Source organism: Halorubrum sp. SD690R, assembly GCF_005435035.1.
Classification (GTDB): Archaea; Halobacteriota; Halobacteria; order Halobacteriales; family Haloferacaceae; genus Halorubrum; species Halorubrum ezzemoulense.
The window spans coordinates 1-9,329 of sequence record NZ_SGTV01000056.1 but is presented as its reverse complement, the minus strand read 5'-3'; the positions used below and the strand labels follow the sequence as shown (position 1 = coordinate 9,329).

At 54.4% G+C, this 9,329-nt stretch carries 8 protein-coding genes and 2 pseudogenes; 4 read left to right on the top strand and 6 right to left on the bottom strand.

The features are described 5' to 3' along the window. Positions 1–125 precede the first annotated feature (125 nt). A pseudogene (locus tag EXE41_RS19775) lies at positions 126–355 on the bottom strand (hypothetical protein); the annotation flags it as partial. Between the two features lie 616 nt (positions 356–971). Between EXE41_RS19775 and EXE41_RS17890 the strand changes: the two are divergent. Next, positions 972–1,376, top strand: a complete 405-nt coding sequence (locus EXE41_RS17890; RefSeq protein ID WP_137691704.1) for an SHOCT domain-containing protein — start codon at positions 972–974, stop codon at positions 1,374–1,376. Positions 1,377–2,344: 968 nt separating this feature from the next. Here EXE41_RS17890 and EXE41_RS19770 read toward each other — a convergent pair. From EXE41_RS19770 to EXE41_RS17855, 5 genes and pseudogenes are all read right to left on the bottom strand, one after another. Continuing rightward, positions 2,345–2,671 (bottom strand): hypothetical protein, encoded by a 327-nt coding sequence (locus EXE41_RS19770; protein WP_241987285.1) that lies wholly within the window; start codon positions 2,669–2,671, stop codon positions 2,345–2,347. Between the two features lie 269 nt (positions 2,672–2,940). Beyond that, positions 2,941–3,769, bottom strand: a pseudogene (locus EXE41_RS17870) (IS5 family transposase). A 316-nt stretch (positions 3,770–4,085) separates the two neighbouring features. Next, on the bottom strand, positions 4,086–5,087 hold the full coding sequence (locus tag EXE41_RS17865; RefSeq protein ID WP_137691702.1) for a cytochrome d ubiquinol oxidase subunit II: 1,002 nt from the start codon (positions 5,085–5,087) through the stop codon (positions 4,086–4,088). Beyond that, on the bottom strand, positions 5,080–6,528 hold the full coding sequence (locus tag EXE41_RS17860; RefSeq protein ID WP_137691701.1) for a cytochrome ubiquinol oxidase subunit I: 1,449 nt from the start codon (positions 6,526–6,528) through the stop codon (positions 5,080–5,082). Before EXE41_RS17860 ends, EXE41_RS17865 begins: the two co-directional genes overlap by 8 nt. 215 nt (positions 6,529–6,743) lie before the next feature. Further along, on the bottom strand, positions 6,744–7,493 hold the full coding sequence (locus tag EXE41_RS17855) for a helix-turn-helix domain-containing protein (protein WP_137691700.1): 750 nt from the start codon (positions 7,491–7,493) through the stop codon (positions 6,744–6,746). Between the two features lie 126 nt (positions 7,494–7,619). Here EXE41_RS17855 and dps point away from each other — a divergent pair, with 126 nt between their 5' ends. The 3 genes from dps to EXE41_RS17840 are packed head-to-tail and all read left to right on the top strand — an operon-like array spanning position 7,620 to position 9,073. Next, positions 7,620–8,279 (top strand): DNA protection during starvation protein, encoded by a 660-nt coding sequence (gene dps / locus EXE41_RS17850; protein WP_049933440.1) that lies wholly within the window; start codon positions 7,620–7,622, stop codon positions 8,277–8,279. Positions 8,280–8,313: 34 nt separating this feature from the next. Beyond that, on the top strand, positions 8,314–8,697 hold the full coding sequence (locus tag EXE41_RS17845; protein WP_080508749.1) for a 2Fe-2S iron-sulfur cluster binding domain-containing protein: 384 nt from the start codon (positions 8,314–8,316) through the stop codon (positions 8,695–8,697). A gap of 1 nt (position 8,698) precedes the next feature. Beyond that, positions 8,699–9,073 (top strand): RidA family protein, encoded by a 375-nt coding sequence (locus EXE41_RS17840; protein ID WP_080508748.1) that lies wholly within the window; start codon positions 8,699–8,701, stop codon positions 9,071–9,073. Positions 9,074–9,329: the final 256 nt, after the last annotated feature.

Genomic DNA, 9,329 nt, shown 5'->3' with positions numbered 1-9,329 from the left:
CTATTACCCCAAGTTCCGCAAGTTCCGCTAGCCTCTGGCCGAAGGCAGGACGGTCTTCACACATACCCGTCTTTGCCAGGCCAGAGGCACTAATACTCCTGGTTCCGCCAGTCTACTGAAGAGCGTCCGAGATAGTTGGTGAGAGAGAACCGGCATTTCAGCTGGCCGCCTAGGACTGACGCCCCACAGGACTGGCACTCACGGCCGGCGCAACAGAGCCACCACCAGCGCTTGTCGTGACGCGTTGGCGTCAGAGGGCACCTTCACCCCTATCGTCTAGCATCATATCCGGAATGGAGGACGCCTCGCCGGTCGGCTTCAGTTCGGTGAAATTTCGATAGCGATCACGCGGCAATCAGTGTGGTTGTCCCGGATTCGTATTTCAACGGCATGGCCAGTGTCCGCTCTGTCTCGGATTTATCTATGGACTAAGGGATGCGAATATCTTATGCTTCAGACGGCATTATAAACGCCAGAAAGCTTTCTACAAACATATTTTATATGTGTTACCCGAACGTGTGGAACCGGAGATGTACCGACCAGTTACCGGTCGATGCTCACGGAGCCAAAGAAGGGGTCCATATCCGTCCACCCATTCGTTTGTCTTCGAAATCCGCCTCAACCCATAACCAAGATGAATTTTACCATAGTCAAGGGTGTCATAGAACGATTCACAAGCTGTTGTTTACAGTTAAAACATGTCTGAATTAGTAGTTGGAAAGATCCTGCGTATTGACCGCCGAGGATTCTACTAACTCAGAGGAGTGTTCCGGTAGGCGTGCGAGATACAGAGAGTGTAGATAGCACGGAAACTCCGTTATTTTCTCCATCTAAATCCAGAACTAACTGATAGAACGTGTATGCTGACTCGCTAGTATTCCGTCCTGCTAACCAAGCAGATGTACCTCTTCTAGAGGGGTTTAGTCCCCACTTCCGCGATTTTTAAGTTGTAAAACGGTCATAGAGGTATTGTGTACGAATTGGTCCACCGCTATGCCCCCCAGAGCCCCGCTGGTCGAACTGCGACTGCTATCATCGGCTCTTTGCTCGGTGTCCCCGCGTTTGTGCTCGGACTTATCGGACTGAGTGGAAACGTTGCGGCAGGCCTCTTGTTTCTCTTGGTCAGTACAGTAATACTCGGAATATCCGGACAATTAACACTAGGTGTCGTGCGTCAGGCGAATGCGGCTCCAGCATCCAGTCCACAGGACGACCAGCAGATAGACGACGCAAATGAGACACCGATTGAAACGCTTCGACGACGATACGCGGAGGGCGAAATTGACGACGAAGCATTTGAGCGACGTCTTGATCAACTCATCGAAACTGAAGAACCGGAACAGCGAAAGACCGAGAGTGAACGTGTATTAGAGTAGGAATTTACACTGACCGAATCGATATATATCGATTTCGTCACTGCGACGTGCCACATTCGCGCGCTCTATACAGCACGGACTTCGTGTCAATTGTAAAGGATTGTAGCAGGGTATTTTATCACATCTGAGTGGGCAGGCGTACAGGAAACGGGGGTTATCTGAACACCAATATTAGAACTAAGTTTAGGCCTAACTATAGACCTATACAGAGATGGCGAAAACGAGAGTTAGTCAGGGGGCGAGCGGGTGGTACAAAATCACCGTATCGAAGGGGCTTGCCGAGGCGATACCTGTCCTCGTTGTTGCGTGTGGCGTAACGAACCGGGCGCGGGCGCTTACCCAGATACTTGAGATCCGGATCCTCACGCGCAAGGATCTCTATGCGGACCCACTGCCCCCGCTTACTGAACACCAGCCGCCTCGAGGGACGCATCGTACGTGGCGAGAACCACCCGTACGTGAGTTCAGAAGCCCGTTACACCCGTCCTCATGCGGCAGTCCACCCCCAATATCGAAGCGCCCGTACTCTATGCCAGCGGCAACGACCCCTGTTATGTGCCAGACTGCGACGGCAACGATGCGTACGTCGCAGCGGCGGATGCCGAGTACGACTTCGGCGGCTCACGCTAGCAAGGTCGTATAGTGGTGTCACACAGTATTGACTGCGACACCACATCGAGTACTCTATCTGGGGCGTGAAATCCACAGGCGACGACAGTTTGCTGTTGGGTCTCACTCAGGGACAACGCCTCAAAGATTGCGCGGGTATTAGCAACGGTTACTGCGGCGACAGACTGTACCACCCAAATGGCAACAGATCCCTACTCTAATCGCCCACCGCAGAGTTGGTTCTCGTTCCACAAACGACAAGTCAATCTACACAATACGTTCGCTGAGGCGGTCGAACTCTGGCATAGGCACTCAAGATCGTCCGCCTCATCCTCTAACTTAATACCAGGTTGAGTGGTTCACCCGTCGCGTTGCCGGAAGACAAGAGCGACAAGCGCCACAACAAGCACAATCTGAACGATCTTATCGACATACCCGACGAGAGTGAAGTTCCCCGCCTTGGCAATATACCACAGTGGGATCTGGACAGCTGTATACGGAATCGCGGCGATAGCGAGACCATGGCGACGGACACCTTGTGTGTACAGGAGCATTCCCCCAATGAAGCCAACACCAGCAAGAAGTACCGGTGGTGCTCCCTCTACCACACCAGCATACAGGTGTGTTACGGCTGTGATGCCTAACAGCATAAGTACGACTTGCTCAAGTGTTGACAGCGAGTTCATCCCAGAAGTCCCCGTCGGCGCCTGTTGAGTCGGTGTAGACACAATATATTACTGTGACTCGACAAGTATTAATCTTGTGCTATTAATACAAAACTATTTTGAAGAATACGACATCAGCGGATCTAATGGCTGTGAATGACTGCTATTGGTAGTCTCAGTACCTCACAAAGCATCCTCAGCTAGCTGTTTTTGAAGCCTAAGTTCCACGGCGGAGCGGTTGTGCTGGTGGCCTTGACTGGCCGTGTTGACTCGCTATAAGGCGGAGAAATTCACTGTTTGACGAAGCGTTTGATGTTATAGACGACACACATCAGCGCGATTTCGCGGAACTCACGGAACCATGACCGCGCTCGCACGGCGAAGCCGAGCAAACGCTTCACAGCCGAGTTCACGGTTTCGGTCATAGAGCGCTGATTGTAGCGATTATTGTCGATTCTGGCGTTGTGTGTGGTCGTACGGTGCGAAGATGCGGTGCTTGATCAGCGGTCTGATCCCGAGATCGCGTAATCCTTTGCGGAGCGATTGCTTGTTGTAGCCTTTATTCGCCGCGAGAGACCGCAGATCGCCCGCATTCCGGCGGGCGATCTGCTCAGCAAGATCGGCGTCACTTCCCTCCAGGTTCGTTGAGCAGTGAACGTCAAGGACGGCTTTCGACGCTGTATCGACGATTTTCGTGACTTCCAACTTCTGAACGCGGTAGCTGATTCGCTGGCAGTAGTGGCGGCTCGCTGGTGAGCGGTCGTAGAATGTGGCGTCGATCGCGGCGTGTTCTGAGAGATCGTGCAGCTGCGCCGACTGGCGCAGTAGCACTCGACAGACGCTCATGCTGATCCGGTCGAACGCCTTACACAACGTGGACGGCACGGAGAGATCGGTCGCGTCAAGGCCGATATCCCCGATTATTTGTGGCATCTCTTTGAGCAGGTCGATCGTCATGCGGTACGACGTATCGAGGTAAATTTACAGACAGTGGAGGGAAACGAGTGCGTAGTCGGCGAATCCGCCGCCACCGTCCGGGGCGGCGGATTCGCCTCCATCGCCAGTAACTCTTTGAGCAACCGGCACAACTTCCCCGATGAAGCGGGAGATTTGCGTTATAGACAACCGCAGTTTCCCGCTTCAACTCCTTTGATTTAGCGACCTACATCGCTGCTGTATGGCGATTCAACACAGCCTGTTTAACCGAAGGCAGATGGTGTGTGCTGTGGGCCCTGCGTGACCATGGGGTGATCTCCGCTCAGCAGACGCCGGTAGCCGATGAGATGCTCTGAGATAGATCCGTCAATATCGAGGGTGTAGTGGTGGTTAACGACCTACTCACCTATACCAGATCTGTATCTAACTCACCGCCGCAACGGCCCACGTCCGAACAGATGCTGAAAAGATCTCCGACGCCAAGCGGTGATCTACACGTTCAATTTTTGTATCCCTCACCCTTGATCGGACCGCTAAACACGCCATAGAGGAATTTGAAGTACCACAGTACGAGGAGGAGCGCCGGAAATCCGAGAATCGTCACGAGATTCAGCGCTAACGGTGAGACAACCGCTTCTCGAACCGTCAAGCCGGTTGGCGGATAGATAGTCGGATACAGCAGGAGCGCGACCAGCAGGCTCAATAGCACAGGAAGCCCGAATGCGCTCACCAGCCAAGCACGGTGCTTGCCACTTAGGGCAAGAACACTTCCCCCCCCTCCCGCAATAACCGACAAGACGACAATCGCACCTACAGGAAGCGAAAGAACCGTCTCAGCAGTACCCCCGGCATCAGTTACGACAACAGTCGTCAGCAGAGCGACAACTCCGATCAAGTACGCCAGCGTCGCAATAATTCCGTACGTGCGCAGGTTGGACGCTAGCTGTGGCCTAGTTTTAGCTGTCAGAAAGGCGGCCCCGGTGGCGACCGAGACGGTTACGAGGCCAACACCAGTTAACAATGCCGGCAGCGAGAGTGTCGGCGCGTCAAAGATCCACCGACCAGCGAGAGTACCGAACAGCAGCGGTGCGAGAAAGCTCCCCCCAACAAAAGAGTAATCCCAGTACCGCTTCCAGCGCTCGTCGTCACGCTGTTCACGCATTTCTGGGCCGAGCCCGCGGAACAGTAGCGCAAGCACGAACCCGATCGCGAGCAGGTAGTGGTCGGCCAGGACTCGCGAGTACACCCGCGGGAATGCCGCTAACAGCATCGTTCCGAAGGCGACAACCCACACCTCGTTTGCGTCCCAAACCGGACCGAACGCCGTCAAGAATGTCTCCTTCTCGTGTTCGTCGTCGCGGGTCGCGTACAGCATTCCGATTCCGAAGTCGAACCCGTCGAGGACTACGTACATCGCCAGCGCAAACATGACTACACCGAACCAGATCTCGGGGAGCGCGTCGACAAGATACGCGTCGACGAGCAACACCACCTCAGTCATCGTCGCTCACCTTCGGGACCGGACCGTACCAGCGGTCGTCGTCCGACACCTTCACTCCGAGTTCACGGAGTTCGTCTTCGACCAGCCACCGCAGCACATGAAGGGCTACCAAGATCAATCCGATATAGATGACGACGAAGCCGACGAGCGTCAGAGTCGCTTCTGTTCCGGTCAGTGTCGAGGAGACGGCCTCACTAGTTCTGAGTTCGCCCTGGATGACCCACGGTTGTCGGCCGATCTCGGTGACGTACCACCCTGTGAGAAGCGCCGCATAGCCGAGCGGTGACGCAGCGATCATCGTTTTCAGGAATCGATTGCTCTCCGAGAGGCGTCCGTTGTAGATGAGATACCCGCCCCATAGTGCCAACCCGATGAACAGGAATCCGAGTCCGACCATGAACCGGAACGACCAGAACACCATCGCTACGGGCGGGTTCTCCTCGTACTCGTTTAACCCAAGCACTTCGGCGTCGAAGTCACCCCCGCTAGCAAGGAACGACCCAACGCCCGGAAGACTCACCGTGAAGAGGTTCTCGGCTTTTGGATCGGTGATTGCGTCGATGCTCTTTGGGAACGCGAGCAGGTGTAAGTCTGCCGTGCCGGTCTCATAGTGAGCTTCCATGGCTGCGAACTTCTGCGGCTGTGTATCTGCCACGTGACGCCCATACGCGTCACCATGGACTGCCTGTAGAGGAGCGGTGACGAGCAGGAGGATAACTGCGAGTTTCAACGCAGTGTTCCATGCAGTGGTATCTCGCTTCTTCCAGACGATGTACGCCGAGACCCCGGCGACCAGCAGCGCGACAGAAATAACCGACGCATTGACCATGTGTACATACATCCACGGCATCCGGGGCGTGAAGAACGCAGCCAGTGGGTCGGTTAGCTTCGCGACTTCCATACCGTTACGCGTGATCATCTCGAAGCCCTGTGGAGTCTGCATCCAAGCGTTGACGATCAGGATCCAAAAGGCCGACAGCCACGCCCCGACCCCCACCAGTACCGACGAGAGGATGTAGGTCCGATCGCTGACGCGTTCCTGACCGAATAGCAATACCCCGAGGAAAACAGCCTCAAGAAAGAACGCCATCTTCGCTTCGAATGCGAGCGGCCCACCAATCAGCTCGCCAGCCACCTCGGCGAACTGTGGGAAGTTCGTTCCGAACTGGAAGCTCATCGGGATGCCGGTGACCGTTCCCATGACGAATCCGGCGGCGAACACCTTGATCCAGAATGACCGCAGCCGTGTGAACCGCTCGTCGTCGGTCCGAACGTCTTTCCAAGTGAAGTAGACGATGAACGGCGCCAGCCCGACCGAGAGCGAGGCGAAAATGATGTGAACGCTGATCGTCCAGCCGAACTGCGCACGGCTCGCAAGCTCCGGCGAGAGCTGTAGTACCCATCCCTGAATCAAGACGTCGGGAACTACCGTCGAGAACATAGATATATTTCCTCACGGAAGTAAAAGAGAAGTTGTGTAATTCCCTCGTTCGAGAACTGTACTACGGTAGCTTATATCCGCAGAGCCGTAGCTTCTGTAGTCAATACGAGACGGTCACGGGTAGCGCCGGAGGCGGAGTTCGGAACACCGTTTCATATCTTCGATGCTGGGGCTTTTCAGCAATCGTGATCTCTACCACTCGTAGCCACCACCGTTCACAGTGTTTGCTTGACAAATTCCGACACGATACGATCCTCTGCGGTTCGTAGTCGATATTGAACCGTAGAACGAGGTTCATCAAGTATCGACGCAAGATCGGAGACAGAAACTTCTCTCGGCCGTTCATAGTATCCGTGCTTGACCGCTGCCTTTAGCACTTCCCAGTGTTCTGGCGAGAAGTCTGTCGCGAGGCGCTCGGTCGCCTTCCAGTCGCTGCCAGTAGTGATATGGGACACCGAAACCGACACGCCCTCCCGAATCTGTGCTTCCATTGTATCGTAGATGTCTCCAATAGGAGAATCACTAGGGAAGAGAATGCGCCACCGGTACTCGTCACCGACCCGGCGGGATTCGAATATAGTTCCTGTCTGAATATGATCGAGTACAATATGCGGAAGTGAATGACAACTGTTAATTTCACGACGAAGTGTATAGATAGTTCGGCTAGTCTCTTGACGATCTAGGACGCGATATGATCGGTCCGTATCACAATCTACGACATCGAAGCACTCGTTACAGCGGGTTTCGTCAAGAAATACCTCATCGAACGCGTCCAGCGCTTCGCTCGTCCCCTTCGCATAATCGAGCCGCCACATATAGCTGTCATTCACGAAGATCGCGGACGACCACAACGAGAGGCTCTCGTACTGTCGGAACACATCCATCAACTCATCGGCTCCTGACTCGAACTGGAGGACAAACTCAAACTCACGTGTCTCTTGCGCGGGTTCAGGCTTACCGTTCATTTATCTATTGCTAAATAGTAGATACACAAAAGAATTGTTCTTACTGCTGTTTCATTCTTTTGGCAGATAATATCATCTATTGCTAAAACAATTCTGATTACTGTTACCGGGGTATGTAGAGATGCGATGGCAAACGAGAAAGAACACGGCAGCGGTTCCGTGGAACCGGGCGACACGAGCAAGCGAGTCGGTGCCGAGGTCATCCGCGAACGAGGCGTCGACCCCGAGGAACTCCGGGAGAAACTGATCGACGCGATCGGCGCCGAGTTCACGACCTACTACTACTACACGAACCTCCGAATGCACCTCGCCGGGGAGGAGGACTACAAGGAGATCACCGAGGACGCCCGTCTTGAAGACCGGGCCCACTTCGAGCTTGTCGTCCCCCGGGTGTACGAACTCGAGGGGTCGCTGCCGAACGACATCAGGGACTTCGCCGACCGGGCCTCCTGTCCCGACGCCGAGGTACCGACGCCGATGGATGGTAGTGGTGAGTTCGACACATCCGAGCTAGAAGTCGAAGATATTCTGGAAGTACTGCTCGAAGCGGAACGGTGTGCGATTCGTACTTGGAGCGAGATCTGTGATATGACTCGTGGGGCCGATCCGCGAACCTACGACATGGCCCAGCGGATCCTCAACGAGGAGATGGACCACGAGGCCTGGTTCATCGAGCTGCTGAGCAAGGAACGGGACGACGAGATTAATCCGGCCGGGCACTTCGCGCGTGGCGAGCCGGGCGACGCACCATATACGAAGAACAACCCGTTCAACGACTCCGCCTGAGCGAGTAACAACGGTCTCCACTCTCCCCTTATTTATGACACAGTCGTCGGACGATACGTGGACCATCACGATCGTTGTTCCCGAAGAGTCGTCGCTGGACGAAGCCGGTGAAACACACGAACTTGAGGTCAGTGAGAACGAGACGATTCTGGCGGCCGCGCGTTCGGCGGGTGTGTGGCTCACAGCTGACTGTCAACAAGGTTGGTGTATCACCTGTGCTGCTCGTTTGGTTGACGGCGACGTTGTCCATCCAAACGCGCGTCGGTACGATACTGAAGACCGAGAGGCAGGCTACGTACTCACCTGTACTGCGAAGCCGCGGGCGGACTCAACACTTGTTGTTGAACAGTACGATGAGTTCCTCGAATATAGAGCAGCCAATAACAAACCACCAGGAAATTCGAAGCTAAGTGACTAACATGTCCGAAAACATAACCCGAAAAGAACGAGATAGTTCGTTAACTACTCCGTACAGTGTTCGAAATCGTGGCATACAACTGGTATGTTTTGATGGCCAAGTACCTAGCAAAGAGACAGTATCAGATCAGGGTGTCCGAAAACAGACACTCAAGGCGCTTGAACGTGTTCGCACTGTCGCTGCTGAGGCTGGCGTCAGTCGTCACGAACTAATGCGAACCACAGTATACCTGACTGACATGAGCCAATTAGAGGAAGTTACGCAGGCGTATGACGAATTCTTTGAGGGTCAACGACCGTCACGGACCTTCGTTGGCGTCAAGCAGTTGCCGAACGGTGCTACAGTTCAAATTGAGGCTACTGGTGTATGTGATTGAAATCCTACATCCGTCTTCAGTCAAGCCCCACACTTGGGTTGTGTAGCGGGGGTTAGTGTCGCTTGTAATCAGCCGTCCTTTGTGGATCTTCTGGGCACCTTCGATCAGCCGGTCAAGAAGTGACGGCGGTGATACTGTCAGCTAAATATGCTTTAGGTTAGAGTGTGATTAGCAAGTATGTCCACGCTTGACGCCGCCACTCTTGACGACCTCCGCGACGCTCTCGCGGAGGTCGAAGATAAAAAGCCGACACAGC